At 58.4% G+C, this 20695-nt stretch carries 16 protein-coding genes and 1 riboswitch; of the genes, 4 read left to right on the top strand and 12 right to left on the bottom strand.

From position 1 onward, the window contains the following. Positions 1-17 precede the first annotated feature (17 nt). Positions 18-737, bottom strand: a complete 720-nt coding sequence (locus tag HOP44_RS19635; RefSeq protein ID WP_172256541.1) for a hypothetical protein — start codon at positions 735-737, stop codon at positions 18-20. A gap of 302 nt (positions 738-1039) precedes the next feature. Next, the gene (locus HOP44_RS19630) at positions 1040-1228 is read right to left on the bottom strand and encodes a hypothetical protein (RefSeq protein ID WP_018977850.1); all 189 of its coding nucleotides are present in this window, start codon (positions 1226-1228) and stop codon (positions 1040-1042) included. 500 nt (positions 1229-1728) lie between these two features. Between HOP44_RS19630 and HOP44_RS19625 the strand changes: the two genes are divergently transcribed. Beyond that, positions 1729-2973, top strand: a complete 1245-nt coding sequence (locus tag HOP44_RS19625; protein ID WP_172256539.1) for an MGDG synthase family glycosyltransferase — start codon at positions 1729-1731, stop codon at positions 2971-2973. A gap of 287 nt (positions 2974-3260) precedes the next feature. Here HOP44_RS19625 and HOP44_RS19620 read toward each other — a convergent pair whose 3' ends face one another. The 3 genes from HOP44_RS19620 to HOP44_RS19610 all read right to left on the bottom strand — a co-directional run bounded on the left by HOP44_RS19620 (position 3261) and on the right by HOP44_RS19610 (position 7241). Next, on the bottom strand, positions 3261-4949 hold the full coding sequence (locus HOP44_RS19620; protein ID WP_172256537.1) for a glycoside hydrolase family 13 protein: 1689 nt from the start codon (positions 4947-4949) through the stop codon (positions 3261-3263). A 222-nt stretch (positions 4950-5171) separates the two neighbouring features. Continuing rightward, a complete protein-coding gene (locus tag HOP44_RS19615) occupies positions 5172-6581 on the bottom strand; it encodes a nucleobase:cation symporter-2 family protein (RefSeq protein WP_172256535.1) in 1410 nt (469 codons plus the stop codon). Positions 6582-6656: 75 nt separating this feature from the next. Next, a complete protein-coding gene (locus tag HOP44_RS19610) occupies positions 6657-7241 on the bottom strand; it encodes a xanthine phosphoribosyltransferase (protein ID WP_172256533.1) in 585 nt (194 codons plus the stop codon). Positions 7242-7561: 320 nt separating this feature from the next. Continuing rightward, positions 7562-7661, bottom strand: a riboswitch (purine riboswitch). 173 nt (positions 7662-7834) lie between these two features. Here HOP44_RS19610 and mscL point away from each other — a divergent pair. Next, positions 7835-8320, top strand: coding sequence for a large conductance mechanosensitive channel protein MscL (mscL, locus tag HOP44_RS19605; protein ID WP_216667665.1), 486 nt, complete (start codon positions 7835-7837; stop codon positions 8318-8320). Positions 8321-8424: 104 nt separating this feature from the next. Here mscL and HOP44_RS19600 read toward each other — a convergent pair whose 3' ends face one another. Both HOP44_RS19600 and HOP44_RS19595 read right to left on the bottom strand, forming a co-directional pair. Beyond that, positions 8425-8730 carry a hypothetical protein gene (locus HOP44_RS19600; RefSeq protein WP_172256531.1) on the bottom strand — a complete coding sequence of 102 codons (306 nt, stop codon included), beginning with the start codon at positions 8728-8730 and terminating at the stop codon, positions 8425-8427. 179 nt (positions 8731-8909) lie between these two features. Then, positions 8910-10094 (bottom strand): hypothetical protein, encoded by a 1185-nt coding sequence (locus HOP44_RS19595; protein ID WP_172256529.1) that lies wholly within the window; start codon positions 10092-10094, stop codon positions 8910-8912. 335 nt (positions 10095-10429) lie between these two features. Between HOP44_RS19595 and HOP44_RS19590 the strand changes: the two genes are divergently transcribed. Beyond that, complete coding sequence (locus tag HOP44_RS19590) at positions 10430-11281, top strand: GTP pyrophosphokinase (protein ID WP_246369944.1); 852 nt, start codon at positions 10430-10432, stop codon at positions 11279-11281. Positions 11282-11409: 128 nt separating this feature from the next. Here HOP44_RS19590 and HOP44_RS19585 read toward each other — a convergent pair whose 3' ends face one another. From HOP44_RS19585 to HOP44_RS19575, 3 genes are all read right to left on the bottom strand, one after another. Then, positions 11410-12228 (bottom strand): M15 family metallopeptidase, encoded by an 819-nt coding sequence (locus HOP44_RS19585; protein WP_172256527.1) that lies wholly within the window; start codon positions 12226-12228, stop codon positions 11410-11412. 95 nt (positions 12229-12323) lie between these two features. Next, positions 12324-13160 (bottom strand): hypothetical protein, encoded by an 837-nt coding sequence (locus HOP44_RS19580; protein WP_172256525.1) that lies wholly within the window; start codon positions 13158-13160, stop codon positions 12324-12326. A gap of 73 nt (positions 13161-13233) precedes the next feature. Then, complete coding sequence (locus HOP44_RS19575; RefSeq protein WP_172256523.1) at positions 13234-16311, bottom strand: DEAD/DEAH box helicase; 3078 nt, start codon at positions 16309-16311, stop codon at positions 13234-13236. Positions 16312-16833: 522 nt separating this feature from the next. Here HOP44_RS19575 and HOP44_RS19570 point away from each other — a divergent pair. Then, a complete protein-coding gene (locus tag HOP44_RS19570; RefSeq protein WP_172256521.1) occupies positions 16834-17310 on the top strand; it encodes an HTH domain-containing protein in 477 nt (158 codons plus the stop codon). A gap of 80 nt (positions 17311-17390) precedes the next feature. Here the strand turns inward: HOP44_RS19570 and HOP44_RS19565 are convergent, their stop codons facing one another. Continuing rightward, positions 17391-17900, bottom strand: a complete 510-nt coding sequence (locus HOP44_RS19565; protein WP_172256519.1) for an SMI1/KNR4 family protein — start codon at positions 17898-17900, stop codon at positions 17391-17393. A 194-nt stretch (positions 17901-18094) separates the two neighbouring features. Then, positions 18095-20536: a glycoside hydrolase family 31 protein gene (locus HOP44_RS19560; RefSeq protein WP_172256517.1), complete on the bottom strand. Its 2442-nt coding sequence runs from the start codon at positions 20534-20536 to the stop codon at positions 18095-18097. Positions 20537-20695: the final 159 nt, after the last annotated feature.

Here is a 20695-nt window from a genome sequence, read left to right as displayed (position 1 = left end):
TATGTCCCGCCGGGCGCTTAAGCCAAATCCCGACGCGGTACCCCTCGCTTAATGAATACGTAGGCCGTGCAGACGCCCGCGGCCCCAAGACCGAGGAGGATCCACATCGCCGGCGAGGCCGCGCCCTGTTCCGCGCTCATGCTTATGCTCGATGCCACGACATGTATCCCCGACAAATGCAGCGCCAGCGCCGCCAGCATAATCACGGCCATCAGAATCAGGCTGTTCCAGAAATAGGCCCGGCCTCTGAGCAGAAATTCCATCGCGATGTATAGGCTGTTGAGCAGTAAGCCAAACCCTGTCCAGGTCAGGGCGAACACGACGTAAGCGCCAAGGTCGAGCTGTCCGCGCAGCCCGGAAGCCGACAGATACATGATCGCGAACAGCAGAAGGCCGTTGAACAGCGTAGCCAGCAGCAGCTGCGCGATTCTTGCCCAGACCAGCACCTCGACCCCGATCGGCAGCGACCGGTAATAAGCGAGCGTATTCGTGTACGAATCTTCGGCGATGTATTTGGCGATCCGTCTGGAAAAATAATAGCCGATCATCGAAGCGATAACCCAAAACATCATGTTCGCCAAAAAAGATAATCCCGGTTCTTCCTGCAGCCGTCCCATCATCAAACCGCCAAAAAAGCCCATGTAGACGATAAACAGCAGCGATCCGATCAGGTAATATCGGTCAATCTTGAATTCCCGGCCGAGAATGAGCCAGACTTGACGCCAGATTCCACCCATCTTGTTCCTCCGTTCTCCGTCGGCCGACCGTTCCCCAAAAGAAAAGGCCTTCCGTCCTGTGCTTCTGTATATATCGATAAGCACACTTTAGACGAATTTGGGGATTACGTCAAGAAAAAGTAAGGTCCGATCCGTATTCGTCGCACCAAAAAAACCGTCCTTCCGGCATAAGGGCCGTAAAGGACGGTCGAGTGTTCGATAAACGGGAACTCCGGTTGTAGCGGGTTGCCGGTCGCAGAACACGCCGGCAAAAGCATCTTCACGATAATCCGACTGCAGCCGCAGCCGTTTGAAGCCTTGTTTCAGGAAGCGGACGAGTTGAGCTTGCCCATCTCGTTTTCAACCACCAGCGTCAATTCTTCCTCGTACCCGCCCATAATGTGATACTTCCGAACATATTCTTTGACGAATTTTTTCGGATCGCTTGGGCGAAAAATACGAGTCATTTCCCGCAGACTTTCCTTGACTTCGTTATGACCTTTGGTCGCCATCATAATTCCCTCCCGGAACGTATTTCGTTATCGAGAATGTCAAAAAAATCTGCTGCCGACAGACGCCCCGTGAGGTCACCGTCCTGCCCGCCGCGCTGCGCCGCCCGGTTATAGACAACGCACGCCGCATAAAAGCTCAAACCTGTACCTATTTTCTTACATACCCGACGAAATGCCTACTGAATCACTTCCGGTTTGCCCTTTCTTCTCTCTTTGGCCGGATGCGACTGTCCTCCAAACGAAAACAAAGACTGAACTACAGATATTGAGAAGATGCCTACTTACGAGTATAACATTTTTCGACGAAATTGGATATGAATCGCCTTGGCGGGGAATTCATTCGAACCGGTCTTCCCCGTCCGTTCTCCGCCTTACCGATTAGACGCAAATCAACCGGGAAAGTTGCTCGGCCCCCGTCTGCCGATTCCGCTCCCGGCTCATTGGCTCGCGGGCCGAATCTTGGTATGATAAGCCTATCTCGCAAAAAACAGGAGGAACCCATGCAACCGCAGGAACCCAACGTCCTGATCCTGTACGCCAGCTATGGCGACGGGCATTATCAGGCGACCAAAGCGCTTGAAAAAAGTCTGCACGAACGGGGGATCCGCCAAGTCAAACTGCTGGATCTGATGGCCGAAGCGCATCCCAAGCTCAACGATCTGACCCGATTCGTCTATATGCAGAGCTACCGTACCATCCCCGGCCTGTACGGCCTCGTATACAATATGACCAAAGAAATGAAGTCGGACAAGCCGTTTGCCCATATTCTGCACGCTTTCGGTACCCGTAGACTTGAAGAATATCTCAAGACGGAACGTCCAAGCGTCGTGATCCATACTTTCCCGCAGATGGTCATGCCCAAGCTTCGCCGCAAGATCGGACTCGATATTCCGATCGTCAATGTCGTCACCGACTTCGATCTGCACGGGCGCTGGCTCCATCCTGCCGTGGACCGTTTCTATGTCGCCACGGAAGAGATGCGCCGGGAAGCGGCGTCGGTCGGCATCGACCCCAATCGCATTACCGTCAGCGGAATCCCCATCAAGGACGGATTCGGATCGGCCGAAGCGGACAAGGCGCGATTGGCTGGCCGCGATCCCCATATGATCGACAAGGCTGCCGCGTCGTCTCCGGATCTCCAGGGCTTCGCCGCTGCCCGCACGCTGCGCGCAAGCGAATCCCCCGTACCCGGCGTCGCGCTCGATCCGGCGCGCAAGACCGTGCTGCTCATGGCCGGCGCCTACGGCGTCATGCTCGGCCTTCGCCGCGTCTGCGACCTTCTGCTGGCGCAGGGCGACATCCAGATGGTCGTCGTCTGCGGCCGCAACGAAGAGATGCGCGCCGCGCTCGCGCAGCAGTACGCCGGGGATGCGCGCATCCAGGTGCTCGGCTTCACGGACCGCGTCGCCTCGCTCATGCGCATGAGCGACTGTATCGTGACCAAGCCCGGCGGCATTACGCTCGCCGAATCGCTGGCCTGCCGGCTCCCGATCTTCCTGTTCCGCCCCGTGCCGGGACAGGAACGCAATAACGCCGTCTATCTCGAAGACCAAGGCGCCGCGTTTATCTCCCGCAGCGCCGGCGAGCTGGCAGGCCAGATCGCCGGCCTGCTGGGCGACCCGGCCAAGCTGCGCGCCGCACGCGAACGCGCAGCCGCGCTCGGCCATCCGAACGCCGCGGGCGAGATCGCCGACGACCTGATCGCGCGGTATATGAGCCTCCGATCGGCCGATATTCCCGGCTGAGCGTGCAGGCTTCGCCGGCTGTCCGAATAACTGCGTATAAGCAGCTATACGGCTTGTCCATCTCCGAGATCCCCGAATAAGCGCATCTCCGCGCTTATTCGCTTGTGAAGCTGCCGATAAGCCGCCGTTCCAACAAATGAAGTGACGCTGCGCAGTTATTTGGCCAATATTGGACCTTTGATGCCAATTAAGTGTCCAGGTGCAGCCATATCCACTCCAACTCGCTGATTCGATACGTATGACAAACAGCCTCCCCAAATAAGGGGAGGCTATTTTCCATTACCGGGTCAAACCAGCTTATACACCCGGCCCTCATAAGGGCGCAGCGTCAGATCGTAGACGTCTTCGCCTTCGATCGGCTCGTAGTTGGCGATCAGCAGCTCGTGCTTCATGGCGCGCAGATCTTCCGGCCATTCGAACGAAGGCGTTCCGCTGAAGAAGTTCAGGATGACCAGCAGCTTCTCGTTCTCCCAGGTCCGCACGAAGGCATAGATCTCTTCGTGCAGCGGCAGCAGCAGCTTGTAATCGCCGTAGACGAGCACTTCGTGCTTCTTGCGCAGTTCGATCAGTTTGCGGTAATGGTGGAAGATGGAATCCGGGTCTTTGCGCGCCGCTTCGACATTGATCTTGGCGAAATTCGGATTGACGCCCATCCACGGTTCCCCGTCGGTAAAGCCGGCGTGCTCCCCGTAATTCCACTGCATCGGCGTGCGGGCATTGTCGCGGCTTTTTTTCCAGATACGCTCCATGATCTCGCGTTCTTCCATGCCTTTTTGCTTGCACTGCTTGTAATAGTTCAGCGTTTCGACGTCGCGATACTGCTCGATGGTATCGAACTGTACGTTGGTCATGCCGATCTCTTCGCCCTGGTAGATGTACGGCGTTCCCTGCAGCGTATGCAGGAACGTCGCCAGCAGTTTGGCCGAACGCACGCGGTAGTCTTTGTCGTTGCCGAATCTCGACACCTGCCGCGGCTGATCGTGGTTGCTCATGTAGTTGGCGTTCCAGCCTTTTTTGTGCAGAACGGTCTGCCAGCGGCTCATGATCTTCTTAAGGTCGATCAGCGTCCACGGCTTGATATCCCATTTGCCCGTTCCGCCGGACTTGGCATCCAGGAACATATGCTCAAACTGGAAGATCATGTCCAGCTCGTTGCGGCCTTCCCCCACGTAGTCGAGCGCCTGCTCGGGGCCGAGACCGGACACTTCGCCCACGTTCATGATGTCGTAAAAATCGAGGACGTCTTCGTTCAGCGTCCGCAGGAAAACATGCACTTTGTCCAGGTTGGAGAAAAAGTGGTACGCCTGCACAACCGGAAGGTTCTGCGGATTGTCCGCGTCGGGCAGTCCTTCGGCTTTGACGATATGCGAGATGGCGTCGAAACGGAAGCCGTCCACGCCTTTTTCCAGCCACCATTTTACCATGTCGTGCAGCTCGCGGACCACTTCGGGATTCTCCCAGTTCAGGTCCGGCTGTTCCTTCGCGTACAGATGCATGTAATATTCCTGCGTGCGTTCGTCGAATTCCCAGACCGAGCCGCTGAAATACGATTCCCAGTTGTTCGGGTAACCGCCGTTTTCCTTGGGCTCGCGCCAGATGTAATAATCGCGCTTGGGGTTGTCTTTGGAAGCCGAAGCTTCGATAAACCATTGATGCAGATGCGAACTGTGGTTGAGTACCAGATCCATGATGATGCGGATATTGCGGGCGTGCGCTTTCTGAAGCAGTTCTTCGAAGTCTTCCATCGTACCGTACTTGGGATCGATCCCGTAGTAGTCGCTGATATCGTAGCCGTTGTCGTAGTCGGGCGACGTGTAGATCGGACAGATCCAGATCGCGTCGACGCCCAGCTCCTGCAAATAGCCGAGCTTTTCGATAATGCCGCGCAGATCGCCTTTGCCGTCGCCTGTCGTGTCTTTGAAACTGATCGGATAGATTTGATAAATGACGCTTTCTTTCCACCATTTCTTGTTCATTAGTCACCCCGAAGCGAATAGTAGTGTAATCCGTACGTTTTTTTGTTTGTCGTCTACCTCTATTGTAACCAGTTTGGCGAGTGGTTCTTTCATAATTATAGGAAGTAGGCAAAAAAGGACCGGCTTCCCGGAAAAACCCAGGAAAGCACGGTCCTTTTCGCTACCTGCAAAATGCCTGTTCGATAAGCCTGAACGGCAGGGCAAGCAGGCGGTACAAGCCGCTTAAACGGCGCTGCCTACGCTTTTCTTGGAAGCGCCGGATGGTTCGGATGCCCCCGCGCCTTCTTCGCCGCCGAATACATCGTCGTCGCCGGTGATGTTGAGATGCGCGTTTTTCTCGCCCAAGCCGTTGAACAGCAGATTCATGATGATCGCGGTAAAGCTGCCGGCGATAATGCCGTTATCCACCAGAATACGCAGCTGTTCCGGCAGGCCCGCGAACAGCCCCGGCACGGTCGAGACCCCGAGGCCCATACCGACCGAGCAGGCGATGATGAACAGGTTCTCGTGGCGGGACAGGTCGACCTGGTCGCCCAGCACGCGCACGCCCGACGACAGCACGAGGCCGAACAGCGCGACCATCGCGCCGCCGAGTACCGAAGACGGAATCAGCTGCGCCGTCGCGGCGATCTTCGGAATGAAGCCGACGATCACGAGCAGGATGCCCGCCACGGCGACAACGTCGCGCGTCTTCACGCGGCTCATCTGCACGAGGCCCACATTCTGCGAATACGTCGTGTACGGGAACGAGTTGAAGATCCCGCCGAGCATGATTGCCAGACCTTCGGCCCGATAGCCGCGTGCCAGCTCTTTGGAGCCGATCTCGCGGCCGACGATGCGTCCCAGCACCATGAACACGCCCGTCGACTCGACGACGCTGACGATGGCAACCAGGATCATGGTAAGGATCGCGCTGATGTTAAAGACCGGCGCTGCGAAATGGAACGGCGTGATCGCGTGGAACCAGCTGGCGTTGGCCACCGGCGAGAAATCCACTTTGCCCATGAACGTGGCGACGACCGTACCGGCGACGAGGCCGATCAGGATCGAAATGGAACGGATAAAGCCGGTCGAGACGCGGTTCAGCAGCACGATAAAGACCAGCACGCCGAAGCCGAGCAGGATGTTCGGCAAGCTGCCGAAATCTTCCGCGCCCTGTCCGCCGCCGAGATTCGTCATGGCTGTCGGAATGAGCGTTACGCCGATAATCGTCACGACGGAACCCGTCACGATCGGCGGGAACAAACGAATCAACTGCCCGAACAGGCCGGAGAAGAGGAATATGAACAAGCCCGAAGCGATGATCGCCCCGTAAATGGCCCCGATCCCCATGCCCGGCGCGTTGCCGATCATAATCATCGGCGAGACGGCCTGGAAAGCGCAGCCTAGCACGACCGGAAGCTTGATGCCGAACAGCCGGTTGCCCCAGACCTGCATCAGCGTCGCGACGCCGCAGGCGAGCAGGTCGATCGCGATCAGGTACGTCAGCTGCTCCTGGGTCATGCCGATCGCGTTGCCGACGATCATCGGAACGACAATCGCGCCGGCGTACATCGCCAGCACGTGCTGCAGGCCGAGCGAGAAAGTTTTCGCCGGATGGCGGTGTTTTTGGAATATGCGGTCCGAACTCATAACACGTAATTCCTCCCCTGGTATCTGTTTCTCTTTTTCAATACGTATGGCTCCCGAACCGATCTGAACTTGAAGTTAATGTACCGCTTCCGTCACGAACGACACTTTGCCTTCCGAGAGCGAAGCGACGCGCACGAGCGACTCTACCCGGTAGCCCGCGTCCTTGATCCGCTGCGCGCCGCTCTGGAACGATTTTTCGATCACGATGCCGATGCCCGCCACCTGCGCGCCGGCCTGCTCCACGATCTTCGCCAGGCCCAGCGCCGCTTCGCCGTGAGCGAGGAAATCGTCGATAATCAGGACTTTGTCGTTGGGAAACAGAAACTTCTTGGAGACGGTGACGTCATTTTCCTGCTGCTTGGTGAACGAGTATACTTTTTCCACGTAGATGTCTTCGCGCAGCGTCAGCGACTTCTGCTTGCGCGCGAAGATCATCGGCACTTCGAACTCCAGCGCGGCCATGATCGCCGGCGCGATGCCGGACGATTCGATCGTCAGCACCTTCGTGATGCCTTCCCCTTCGAACAGCCGCGCGAATTCGCGTCCGACTTCCTTCATCAGGACCGGGTCCATCTGGTGATTCAGGAAAGAATCCACCTTCAGTACCTGGTCGCTCAATACAATGCCTTCGCTCAATACTTTATCCTGCAAAAGTTTCATGAGTAGTTCCCCCCGGATGTCTTTTTTCAAAAGCGGAAATGCCAAAAAACCCGTCTCTCTTCCGTCGCGGAAGACAAGCGGGCTGCGGAGGCAACGACTGCAAAGCTTCGCCATGAAGCGGTTCCCGGGTTCAAGGCGGCTCCGGATACGGCAGCCTCTGCGAAGAAAGGCGAAACGTAGAGCCGGAGCGCAGGCGATCGGGACTTTCCGGCGGAAGTTCGCTTCGCGCGCCCCCGAAACCGAGGGACGCACAAGGAACTCCGGGCCGAAAGCGATCGGATCGCCGTCCGAACAACGCCGGGAAACCGGGACCTTGAGAGCCCCGGGCAGTCGTTTTCCGTAGTCCGATCGTTCCGGCGACCGGGTAGAGACATGCGGGCCTATTCCCGCACCTATACGAAAAATGAAATAATGTTTGAAGTATACTCCGAATTGCATAGAATGAAAAGTGAAATTTACATGAAAAGTGAGTTTTTCAAACGGAAATCTGAGGTACAATGGGAAAAACCGCTTAACCTACACGAGAACCGCACGACTGCTTGTCTATCACCGGAACGCGTGGAAGCGACATTTCATTCAATGGGAGGAAAAGTATGGGAATCGTCAAGGAATTCAAAGAGTTTGCCATGCGCGGCAGCGTGATCGATCTTGCGGTCGGCGTCATTATCGGGGCAGCGTTCGGCAAGATCGTCACTTCGCTCGTCAACGACATCATTATGCCTCCGATCGGCAAACTGCTGGGCGGTGTCGACTTCGCCAATCGGTTCTACAATCTCGATCCCGATATCGTGCTGGCCGACGGCTCGGCGATCCGTACGTTGGCCCAGGCCCAGCAGGCCGGCGCCACGGTCATCGCCTACGGACAATTCATCAACAACGTGATCGATTTTCTTATCGTCGCTTTCTGTATTTTCCTGCTCGTCAAAGGCATCAATATGCTGAAGCGCAAAGAACACGACAAGCCGGCACCCGAGAAAGCGACCCGGGAATGCCCGCACTGCCTGAGCGAAATTTCGGCCAAAGCCAGCCGCTGCCCGCACTGCACGTCGGAGCTTGCCCCGGCTCAAGCGGGACTCTAGAGATCCGATCGGCACATACGAAACAGCCCCGTTTGGCGCTCGCATGAGCGTTATGTCGGGGCTGTTTGCGTACGTCTCTGCGGCCGTTCGGCCGGAGGAAGCGGTCAGATCGGGCGGTTTCGGTTCGGCAGCAGATTGGCTACGATCGAGTTTAGCTCGCGATCCTCGGAGCCTTTCTCTTCGCCCGAATCCAGCTCGCGAATACGAAGCCAACGATAGTCGGCCGAAGGGTCGGTAGGCTTGAAGATCAGCTCTTCCGCGTCGTCGAGACGCACATTATATCCCATACGGGCAAACATTTTGACGAATTTCTCTTCTCCGGGACGCTCATCCTTGCCAAGCAGGATCAAACCTCTCAACAGCTTGGGCTCATCTCCATGCATCACTTCAAAGTGTACGATACATTCCATAGTCGTTCATCCTTTCTTCGAGACATATATCCAAGTTTGAATCGTTTTTCACATAGCCCCTTTTCTTTACGTCCCAATCGGCAAAACGTTGCATCCTGACGAATATTCGGCATAAAACCGATCCTCTGCCCGGGGAGGACAGAGGATCGCAGATCGCTATGAAAAAGAAAAAGAACGATTCAGATCTGCTCCGACGCGCAGTGCGGACACCACTTCGAGCCTTTCGGCAGGCCGCTTCCGCATACTTGGCAGCGGACGACTTCCCCGACCGGACGGCGCACGATAATCGGTTCTGCGCCGGCTTCGTCCGACGCATATTCCGCTCCGCCGTTCCAAGAAGCGATCAGGCGGTCCAATTCGTCCTGGCGTTCTTTCTCGCGTTCGATCCGCTCCCGCTGACGGCGTTCGTATTCGGCATCATAGGCCGGTCCCGCTTCCGGTTCCTCGGGTTCGGCAGATCCCGCCGGCAAGGCCGACAAGGACGGTTCCCGTCCTTCCTTCATCCGGCGGCGTTCTTCGGCCCGGATCTCGCGCAGTTCCCGGCGCTGGCGCTCTTCGCGCTGCTCGGCGCTTTCACCGGCTCGCGCAGCCGGACCGTAAGTGCGTACCTCTTCGGCAGAAGACGCTCCGGACCGCAAATCTTCATCTTCTTCCAGGTCTTCCCGGGTATATTCTTCCGCCTTGCCCAGGTCGAAGCGCTTGGTTTCGAACTGCTCGTCTTCCTCATACATCGAATTTTTCCCGACCAAGGGGGACGTACGAAGCTCCCGTTCAGCGGCCGGAGGATGCCGATCCGAAGCGTCCTTCGCAGTCCGCTGCTCTTCAATCGGCTCTTCCGGTTCGTAAAAAGCATACGCGGCAGGTTGTTCGACCGGCTCGTCTTCTTCGAGGCCGAAATCCGGATCGTCGACCAGGTCATGCACCTGTTCCGCTTCGACCTTCGTTTCGACGGGAGTAGGTTTCTCCAGACGAACCCGCGGCGCAGGAACCGCGGCACCGGCTTCAACGGATGCAGGCTGCAAACGGCGTCCGCAGTGCGGGCACTCCGCAGCATCGGCATCCACGCGGGCTCCGCACGCACAGAGCTGTTCGCCCCGAAGTTCGGCAATCCGGACGCGCATCTCCTTGATTTCTTCGCTCAGCAGGTCGCAGGCGGTACACAGTTCCGAAATTTCCTCTTCGGCCGGCGCCGTATCGCGATTGCTGTAATTTTCATAAAGTACCTGTCCTATGCGCAGATAGTGCACTTCGATCTCACGCTGAATATCCGAGATATGGCTGTTCAACCGGCCGATCTCCACCGCGCTCTGGGCGCGTTCGGAAGCCCGTCCCGCACCGTCCTTGATCCGCTGCAAAAAATCCAAGTTCGTCTCCTCCTCTGTCCCGACCGGCGCGGATTTCCGTGTGGAAAACCTTCGCGCCGCGCGCTCATCCCTTTATTCTACACGATTTGCGCCGCCAAGCGAAAAACCGGCTTCATATCCGATTCGCAAACCAATCTTCGGCTCCGGGATTCGATCACCCGCTCTTCCGGTTACAAGAATAAAGCGGACTTGTGCATAGGTCCGGCCTTCAAGCCGCAATCGGGCCTGGGCCTCTGCCGCTTGCGGCAATCGTGTCTCTATTCGTGTCTCTATGTTTGTCAGTTTACAATAGATGTGCCATTCCTACAATCCAAGTTCAAGATCAGGAGAAGATCATGTCCAACACGCATTCGCAAGCCCGAAATTCGCAAGGCCCAAGTACCGATTTTCCCAAAAACGGCCTGCCGTCCTCCCGCAGCCGCACAAATAATCAGCCTGAATCCATGTCTCAGGAACCGTTGGAAGCGCCTTCATCCGAATCGCTTCCCGATCCGGGCGAATGCGACGCGCTCAGAGAAGCCGCGTGCTCCCCCGGAGACGACCGACTGTTCCCGGACGGACGGTGGGTGCGCCCTCCCGACCTCTATCACCGTGCGCTGCAGGATCTGCGCAAAGAGATCGAAGCCGTGCGCCTCGAATGGAAAAGCGCCGAAGGCTTCAGTCCTATCGAGCATATCAAGACAAGAATCAAGGAGCCCGCAAGCATTCTGGGCAAGCTTTCGCGTCTGGACGTCGAACCTTTTGCCCAGGAAGCGGCAGAGCGTATACACGATATTGCGGGGATGCGGATCGTGTTTGCTTTCGTAACCGATATCTATCTGCTGCTCGATCGGATCGGGCGCAATCCCGATCTGCGCATTTTGTGGATTCGGGACTATATCATGGAACCGAAACCGAACGGTTACCGCAGTCTCCATGTGCTTCTCTCCGTTCCCGTTTCCGTAAAAGGACGGCTCTGCCGGGTACGGGTAGAACTGCAGATGCGCACGCTGGCGATGGATTTCTGGGCCAGCCTGGAGCATATCCTGCTGTACAAATACGACCGCCGCGTGCCGGAACATCTCAAGCACGAGCTGTCTTCCGCCGCCGGTGCCGCCGGGGAACTGGACCGCAAAATGCTGACCCTGCGCAGCGAAGTGCTCTCCCTCAGCGAAGAAGACGAGCGGCGGGAGCGCCGCGAGAATTGAGCAAGACTCGGCTCCGCGGCATAAAAGGAAACTTCGGCTCGGTCAATGAAAAAAGACGCAAAAAGGAGCTTCGCCGCGAAGTTCCTTTTTGCGTCTTTTTCAATTTGCGCAGGAAGGGCGTCCGCCCGTTAGCTGCCGCCCTTCAGGTTGCTCTCGTCGAGATACTCTTCGAGCGAAAGTCCGCTCGCATGCACGGCTGCCGCCAATTCCTTGCCGACATAACGAATATGCCAAGGTTCGTACGTATAGCCGGTGACCGCTTCTTTGCCTTTTAGATAATGCACGATAAAACCGTATTCCTGCGCATGCTCCGCCAGCCAGCGCCCTTCCTCCGTTTCGCCGAAAGACTGTTCCAGCAAATTATTGACGCTGAGCGCGGAAACGTCCATCGCAAGCCCGGTCTGGTGCTCACTGGTTCCCGGAGCCGCGCTGACCTTGGCCGTCTCCGCTTCGCCGCGCGTCGCCACATTGTTGGCGTAGATCGCTTTCTGACGGGCATAGGAACGGTAACCGGATACGGCATAAAGCTTGATATCCGCTTCTTCCGCTGCCGCAAACAGCCGTTCCAGCGCGGAGGCGGCTTCTTTGCGAAGATGGCTTTTCTCTTCCGTCCCCCCAAAAGAGAATTCCACTTTCGGTACAACCAGATCGGACGGCGCATAGCCCTCCGGCAGATAACGCTGCTTGTTGGCCACGACATGAATCGAATCCGGATTCGTCACGACATTCTTGCCGTCTTTTTGCTCGATCGTCGCCTGAATCGAATCGGCGGCAAACGGACTGGGTGCCGCCGCCGTTTCGCCGCCTTTCTCACCGCCCGCAGGAGTTTTCACTTCCTGCTTTTTCCCGTCCGAAGCTCCCGCCGCGCCGCAGGCACTCAAGATGCCCGCGGCCAATGCGGCGCTGAGCACCACCGATCCCCATTTCGCCGCTTTACGTTTGCTCATACTGATTCCTCCCTGCTGCCCTGCACATGGATTTCACTCTTGACATTCAACTTCATTTTGGGATCGGCCCGTGCCTTACGGGCATGCTCCACGTCCTAGCTGCCGTATCGGGCGCGCATGGCACGCCGCAGTTCCGCAAGTGCCAATTCCGCAGGAGCGGAATCCGGCAGCAGCGAGAAGTCGCACGGCGGCAGCCGGAATTCGCCGGCTGCGGGAGCCGCCGGAGGTTCCTCCGGCAGCCGCCCATGCTCGTGCAGCAGGCCTTTCTCCGCGGCCGAAGCGATCCAGTCGGCGATTTCCCGGCCGCCGCCTTCCGCTGCGGCGCGCGGCGCCGCTTTGCCTTCCGCCGCCTCGTCGCTCTCCGCCTCCCAATCGGCGCTCCAGCCTTCCAGCGCTTCGCCGGCCAGTTCGCCGGGATCGACGCCGGCCAGCGTCAATCCGAAAGAAAGGTTCATGCGGACCGCTTCCGCCGCCGCTTGGAGCACCGTCCAGGCGGCCGGCTCATCCGGCAGCGGATCGGCCGTCAGCTCCCACTCGGCTTCGCCGCCGTCGAACGAAAGCTCCGTCCGCACGGACAGCGAAGCCGGCTTCGAAGCAGCGGCGGCAGCCGCCGTGCCTTCGGCCTGGTCCGCTTTTGGGGTGCCGGAATGTTCCGCGGATTCCGGTCCGCCCGGACGGTCTTCCGCCGAAACGCCGCCTGTCCGGGCCGGCCAGGATACCGTAAGCGAAGCCGGCTCCTCGATCAGACGATGCAGGCCAAGCGCCGAGTATCCGGCGATCCTGCGCCACTGCCCCCGCTGTTTGGGCGAAGCCGGATGCAGCGCGATCTCGATCCGGCGGGAATCCCGGCCGCCTTCCTGCCGGTCTTCTTCGATCACGGCAGCCAACAGACCCGGCTTCGCTTCCAATTGTACTACGTACACGCTGTTCATCTCTATATAACCCCTCTTCGCCGGGGATGCGCAAAGCCTGACGGCTTTTCGCATCCCGGTCGCCTTCCGGCGTTTACTCGATCCGCTCTCCCTGCAGGGAAACAAGCGTGCGCAGCTCCTCGTTGGACATCTCCGTCAGCCAGCGTTCGCCGGTTCCGGTAACCCGTTCGGCCAGCGTCTTCTTGTTCTCGATCATCTCGTCGATCCGTTCTTCAAGCGTTCCCTGACAGATCAGCTTATGTACCTGAACGCCTCTCTGCTGACCGATCCGGAATACGCGGTCCGTTGCCTGATTTTCGACCGCCGGGTTCCACCAGCGGTCGAAATGCACGACATGGTTGGCGCGTGTCAGATTGAGTCCGAGACCGCCGGCTTTCAGCGAGAGAATAAACGCGCTGGCTCCCTCGCCTTCCTGGAAAGTCCGGATCATCCGGTCACGTTCTTCCTTTTTGACCGCGCCGTGCAGGAACATCGGTTCCTCGCCGTAACGGCGGTTCAGCTCCTCCGCCAGCAGCTTGCCCATCCGCACATATTGGGTAAAGATCAGCACCGATTCGCCATTGTCGCGAATCCGGTCGAGCAGCTCTACCAGCTGCATCAACTTGCCGGACTTCTCGGCCTTGAAGCCTCCGGTGTGCTCTTTCACCAGCGCCGGATGGTCGCAAATCTGCTTGAGACGGGTCAGCGCCGACAGAACAATGCCCTGACGGACGGTACGGCTGTTGGCTTCGCGGCTCTCGACACGTTCCATCAGCTCGCCGACGACGGACTGGTACATCGCCGCCTGTTCGATCGTCAGTTCGCAGTACGATTTCAGCTCGATCTTCTCGGGCAGGTCTTTCCGGATATCCGGGTCGCTCTTGAGGCGGCGCAGCATGAAAGGCGCCACCATCGTCCGCAGCTTGTCGCTTTCTTCCGGCACATTCGGCGCGTTGACGCCGAAGCGGCGCCGGAACGAAGCGGCGGAACCCAAATAACCGGGATTCATGAACTGGAAGATCGACCACAACTCGGCCAAGCGGTTCTCGACCGGGGTTCCCGTCACCGCTATCCGGTGCGGCGAATTCAGCTTCATGACGTTCTGCGCCTGCTTCGTCCCGTAATTCTTGATCGACTGGGCTTCGTCCAGAACGACAGAAGTCCAGACCAATCCGCGGAACTCGTCCACGTCCCGCCCGATCAGCGGGTACGTGGTAAGAATAATATCGTGTTCGCGTGCGCAGCGTTCAAACGCTTCGCCCCGCAGACGCTGCGTCCCGTGATGCACATGCACCGTGAATTCCGGCGCAAAACGCTGAATTTCCCGCTGCCAGTTGCCGAGCAGCGAGGTGGGACACACGATCAGTTTGGGTCCGGGTTCCGGATGGTCCAGCAGGCAGGAGATCACCTGCACCGTCTTGCCCAGCCCCATATCGTCGGCCAGGCAGGCTCCGAATCCCATCTCGCGCATGGACGACAACCAGCGGTAGCCCCGTTCCTGGTAAGGACGAAGCGTTCCGTTCAGCGCTTCCGGCACACCGCGTTCCACCGAAGCCCGGCCGCCTCCGCGAAGCAGATCGTAGAGCAGTCCGTACGTTTCGATTCCCGAGACGCCGACCCCGTTCCAGACGGAATCGTCTTCGGAGGCCGACAGCTTCAGCAGCTCGCCGAACGTCATCTCGTGCACCGTCTGTTTCTTGAGCAGACGAAGGACCTGACGGACTTCCTTCACATCCACTTCGACCCATTCTCCGTTCAGGAACACAAGCGGCACGCCGTCTTCGGCAATCCGGCGCAGCTCGTCGAGGCCGATCGACGTCTCGCCGATCGTGGCCTCCAGGTCGAATTCGACCAGCTGTTTGATGCCGAGCGCCGGAGTTCCTTCTCCGCTCCGCCCGGGTTCAAGCCGGGCTTTGAGCTTCACTCCGGCGGCGCGGCGTCCGCGCTTCGTAAAGCGCGAAGGCATTTCGATCCGCACGCCGCCCGTACGAAGAGCCGGCACGCCGGCCATCAGGAAATCGAACATATCCTGCGCACCGAGCCAGGCTTCTTCCGGATGCGGCCGCCGCAGCGCTTCTTCCAGCTGAGGCGCCAGCCTTGCGGCATCCGCCAGCAGCTTCAGCAGCTGGCGCTTCGGCTGCGCGTACACCCTGCCCCGCAGCAGCAGTTCGTCTTCCGCAAGGCGCCAGATCTCCGAAGCCGGCAGCGAAGCGCCGGCTTCCAGTTCGTCTTCCGCGCGGAAAGCCAGGCGCCAGCGTTCTTCTTCTCCGCTCTCGGGACCCAGGATACGCGGTTCCAGCCGCAGTCCGAGCCGGAGCTGCGCACTGGCGGACTCTCCCTGCTCCAGACTGTCCGGCACGGTTCCGCCAAGCTCGGCGATTTGCAGTTCCAGCGTTTCGACATCGTCCGAACCGCCCTGCACTTTCGTTTCCCGCTGGGGATCGAGCAGGCTGTTCCACCACAGCGAAGCCAGCGGCGAATAGCCTCTGCGATACGGAAGCTTCATCTGCGGCAGCGCGCTTCGCATGCCGCCCAGCAGAATCCGCATCTGGCCGTCGATCATGGCCGACAGAAACGAATGCAGCACCAATTCCTTGGACCTGCCGAGCGGCGACTCTTCTTCCGCCAAAGCCGCTCCCGGCGCCGTCAGGCCAACCGGAGGCATCGCCGCAGCAAGCGCGGCAAACCGCTCCCGGTCTTCCGGGCGTTCGAGCAGCGGCTTCCATGTTCCCGTAAAGGTAAGTTCGGAAGCCCGGCGCGCACTGACCCTCGCCGAAGGATCGGCTCCCGGCGCAAAACATCCCGCCGCCAGCAAATCCCGTGCAAAACGCTGCGCCGCACTCCAATATCTCAATTCCGCACCGGGTGCAAATCCCTGGGCGGCAAATTTTCGTTCATCAAAATCCGACAGCAGCGTAAAAGCCGCGGAAGCCGGCAGCGCAAGTCCTTCGAGCGTGCGCCCGCCGAAGCCGCGTCCGCGGCCCCGCCGCGACGAAGCTCCCGGCCAGCGCAGCTCGGCCAGTCTCAACGCCGCCTGTCTGAACGGCTTTTCGCCGTTTATATCCAATTTTCTCACCTGTCGGGTCCAGGCGTCCACTTTCGGCTCCGACGTTTCGCCGGAGAAGCAGAAGAAGACGTCGCCCAACCATATTCCATAAAGCGGTTGATTCATGTTTGTCCCCCGTCTTTGTCCGCTTTTTGATGTTGAATCGTATCCAAGCCAAAATTGCCTTTCTCCCCATTCTAAACGATATTCGTTATTTTTTCGACCGATTCCGTAAGGTAATCCCTCCGCGTTATAATGAACCTTGCACAAAACGCACACCTGCTGCACGGCCGTATTTCATCCGGAGCGGTAAATTGAAGGGGAAAGGACGGGGTAAAACGGATTGGATGATACGCATGAACGCGGCGCTCGATTACATCGAGGCGCATCTGGCAGAACCGATCTCCTAGCGCGAAGCGGCCCGGGCGGCCTGCTGTCCGGCACGGCATTTTCAGCGGATGTTCGCTTTCGTGACGGATATTTCGCTGTCGGAATATATTCGCCGCAGAAGATTGACGCTGGCCGCGTTCGAACTGCAGCGCAGCGAACTCTGGATTCCGGCCGTGCCCAAAGACTGAGCGGAAAAATGGTGTATAATGGTCTCCGAGAACTTGATCCGAATTCCACACTTTCAAGGAGGCTGTTACCGTGAGCGACCCCAACGAACGGTTCGCGGCATTCGAAGAAGATCTGCCGCCCCTGGAGGCGGCAGGCAGCCGGAATCTGCTGAATCACGCCGTGGATACCTATAAGATTTCATTCGATTCGCTGACTCGGCTGACCGGAATCGGCTCCAACGATCTGGAAGCTTATTCGAGCGGCGATACGGATCTGGAACATCTGGATAGCAGGCAGCGTTCCGCCGCGCTGGACCTGATCGCTTTTTTGGGCATGGGCATCAATACGCCCGAGATTCCGCCGGAAGAGCGGCTGCGAGCCATCATGAAGGGACTTGCGGACGAATTCGGCCTGACCGCCGAAACGCTTGCCCTTCACAGCGGCGTCGAACCTTCCGATGCACAGCGGTTTCTGACCGGCCGAAAAGTCGCCGCGGAGAAACGCTTCAAACTCTCCGTAGGCGTGCTGTTCCTGTACTTCCTGATCTACCGCAGAACCGAAATCTAAAAAAGCGAGGAAAACCGGCCGATACCCCGCCAGGTTTTCCTCGCTTTTGCCTGTCCTACCGTGCCCGGGTCGTGCCCGTGCTACGCCGTCGCGTGTCCACGGCTCTCCACAAGCTCCGAGATCCATTCGTCGAACGAGGCGAACCCGCCCGCGTCGATCCGGTTCTCCGCGCATGCCGCGGAATCGAATAAGCCGTACCGCTCCTCGCGTTCGCCGGCCGGCCGGAATACGCCGACACGGCCGAGCCGGGAGACCGATACGGCCGGAAGCAGTGCCGGATACGCATCTGCGGCGGTGCCGCCGAACGCCTGCCTGGAAAAGTCCGCAAGTTCGCCGGGCCCCCGTACTTCGATTCCCGCGCTGAGCGGGCCCGCAAACAGCTCGACCGCCCCGACTCCGATCAGAAAACGTCTGTATTCGGGAGGCAGTTCGAATCCCGCTTCCTGTTCGAATTGTTCCAGCTCGCGGCCCGTGAAGGTCATTCTTCGCACGAACCGGTACGATTCGCCGTTATCGAGTTCGATGAATTGGCCTTCGCTTGCCCGAATCCAGGCATTGAGCTGATCGTAAGCTTCAATGATTCTCCACATCGTCTTCTCCAACCTCCGATTTCCATGTGCCGATAGGCATTTTGCCTGTTTGACGCGGCCGTCTTTCCATTTTAACGCCCCCAACCGTCAAATGCCAAACAAGCAGGACGCAAGCGCTGCTGCCTCACGCTTCCGTCCTGCTTATCCGCTGTCGATCCGCTCTCTCCGCTTATGGAAAGGCAGCCGAACCGCATTTACCCTTTGAGCTTGAACACCGCACCCTGGCTTGTATCCTGCACCTGAAGCATCAGGCCTCCGGTCTGCCCGTCCACATACCAGCCTTCCTGCCCGTGCTCGGCTTCTTCGCGTTCCAGCTTCTGCAGCCCTTCGATCTCCGAAGGCTGGAACGCCGTGCAAACGAGCGCAAAGCGCAGCAAATTGCGGTTGGCCGTGTAGCCCCGACGCTCGTAGCGATAGGACAGTTCCAGTTCGTTCTCCCCGCCGCGCAGCTCGAACTCGATCAGGGACGAGACGCCGCTTGCATAATCGAAGCTCGATCCGTCATCTTCGTAAAGGCTGTAGGCGGCTTTGAAGCCCGGTTCCGCCGAAGCCCCGTAGACCCGCAGCGTCAGCGTCTCGTCCGTGCGGTCGTCCGCATACAGCTTGGGTTCGCCTTCCGCGATCACCGCGCCGGATTTGATATACAGCGGCATTACGCTGAGCGGCGCATGCGCCAGGATATGCCGCCCTCCCGCCAGTTTTTCGCCGGTCCAGTAGTCGATCCATTCGCCTTCCGGCAGGTAGACGGCGCGATGCTCCGTATCCGGCCGATAGATCGGAGCCGCCAGCACATCGCTGCCGACAAGGAATTGGTCGCACAGATTCGTGACATGAGGATCGTCCTGATATTCCAGCAGCAGCGGACGCATCGGCGGAAGTCCCGTCTCCGACGCTTCATGGAACAGATTGTACAAATGCGGCATCCAGCGGTAGCGCAGACCGATATATTCGCGCAAAATGCCTTCGATCTCCGGTCCGAACGACCACGGTTCCTGACGCAGCGTTCCGATCGAGGAATGGTTGCGGCAGTAAGGGAACAGCACGCCCATCTGCGTCCAGCGCACCAGAAGTTCGGCCGACGTATGGTGCGCGAACCCGCCGATATCCGGCCCGGAGAACGCCAAGCCCGACAAGCCCATATTGAGCACCATCGGCATGGCCAGCGCCATATGCTCCCAGAAGCTTCGGTTGTCGCCGGTCCAGACGGCCGCGTAACGCTGAATCCCCGCATAGCCGGCCCGGGTCAGCACAAACGGACGCTGTCCGTCCAGGTTTCTTTTCAACCCTTCATACGTCGCTTTGGACATCAGCATGCCATACAGATTGTGCAGCTCTTCATGCGTTTTGGGATTGCCGTTGTTGCCGTGCATCACGTCCAGATCCATCGTTTTGGAAGAATTGAAGACTGCGGGCTCGTTCATGTCGTTCCAGATTCCGTGAATGCCGAGGTCCGTATAATACTTGTGCAGATCTCCCCACCATTCCGAAGCCGTATCGTTGGTAAAGTCGGCGAACGCACTGGTCCCCGGCCACACATCCCCGAAGAAAATATCGCCTTCGAGCTTGCGGCTGAAGTGCCCCTGTTCCACCCCTTCGCGGTACACGGAATACTTCGGATCCTTCTTGACGCCGGGATCGACAATCGGCACGATGCGGATGCCAAGCGACCGGAGTTCCGCCATCATCTTCTCCGGATCGGGGAAACGTACCGGATCGAACGTAAATACCCGGTACTCGTCCATATAGTGAATATCGAGATAGATGACGTCGCACGGGATTCCTTTGTCCCGGAAAGTCCGCGCCAGATGCAGCACTTCGTTCTGATCCATATAGCTGTAGCGGGACTGATGGTAGCCGAGTGCCCATTTGGGAGGAAGCGCAATGCGCCCGGTCAGTTCCGTATATCCCCGTACGACGTTCTTCAGTTCGGGCCCGTATACGAAATAGATGTCGTAATCGCCTGTCGAACAGCCGATCGTGTAGGAGATGCCGTGCGAACGCATGTCGAAGTCGCTTCGTCCCGGGTTGTCGAGGAAAATGCCGTAAGACGATTTGCCGTGCATGTGGACAAGCAGAGGAATGGATTCGTAGAGCGCTTCGATCTCCGGCATATGCGGGGCATAAACGTCCGTGTTCCACATCGTGTAGCGTTCGCCGCGTTTATCGAGAAAGCTCGCTTTCTCGCCCAGTCCGTAGAAATGGGAGTCTCCCGGCATATCGTATACCGAATGGATCGCTCCGCGCGGATTCCAGCTGACCGTATTCTGACGGGCCACCAGGCGCTCTTCCCGGTCGAACACGGACAGTGCCGAAGTTTGTTTCTCGATCTCGAGCACCAGATTGCCGGCGCTGAGCTTCCAGGCGCTATCCGTTTCTTCCACTTGGGCCTCAAGCGTCGGCTGCGTACGCGGCACAATAGCCACGGTGGTCGACAAATCGGGTTCTTTGCCCATGAACAGCTTCATCCGGAAGACGTTCTCGCCCAGAAAAACGAAAGCCAACGACGCACGCTCTCCCCGGCAGACATAAACTCCGTTCATATGATCCAGCGCCAGCGCGCGTCCTATCGTTCCCCAGGCTTCCTGAATAATAATCGGTCCTACGCGGTCGGGATGTATCGCTTCACTTGTGTCCATATATGCGTCAGCTCCTTATAGGCCGTCCTCTGCCGCATGCTGCGGCTTTGAGGCGGTATGATATCGAAATATCGGTTCCGCGTTTTCGGCGATTTTTGCGTATATGATCACATATTCACCGTTATTTTGCCTTCTGAACGAATACACCCGCCTTTTTCC

The organism is Saccharibacillus deserti, from assembly GCF_013618475.1.
Lineage (GTDB): Bacteria > Bacillota > Bacilli > Paenibacillales > Paenibacillaceae > Saccharibacillus > Saccharibacillus deserti.
Note: the sequence above shows the minus strand (reverse complement) of the source record. Positions and strands in the feature narration are given on the sequence as shown.